The 388-nt window shown below is 60.1% G+C and carries 1 protein-coding gene; it reads right to left on the bottom strand.

The features are described 5' to 3' along the window. Positions 1–388: hypothetical protein (locus CHM34_RS18790; protein ID WP_240512083.1), on the bottom strand; the 388-nt coding region annotated here is incomplete at both ends.

Here is a 388-nt window from a genome sequence, read left to right as displayed (position 1 = left end):
ATGTAGTTGTAATAGGTCTGGCCGGACTTGTCGCCCATGACAGGACGCGACTGCGCCATCGCCAGGAGCAAGCCGGTGCCAGGCTGGACGATCGCGGTTCCGGCGAGTACTGGATCCTTCGGGCCGACGACGTCGGAAACAGCCTTCTGAGCAGCGTCTTGGACCTTTGGGTCGATATTCGTCTGAATCGTCAGTCCGCCACGCTTGACCATCTTGGCCCGTTCGGACGGGTTCTTGCCCAGGCTCGGCATTTGGAGCAGGCTCCGGTAGGCGTAGTCGCAGATGAACGGGTACTTCGAGGAGATGCAGCCATTCTTCGGGTAGACGACCTTCGACTTGTCGAAGACGACTGCCTCCGTCTTCCGGGCCTCGTTAGCGCTGATGAGGT

Origin of the sequence: Paludifilum halophilum, from assembly GCF_002245355.1 — a bacterium.
GTDB classification, from domain to species: Bacteria; Bacillota; Bacilli; order Thermoactinomycetales; family DSM-45169; genus Paludifilum; species Paludifilum halophilum.
The sequence above is the reverse complement of the archived record's forward strand: the minus strand, read 5'-3'. Positions and strand labels throughout refer to the sequence as shown.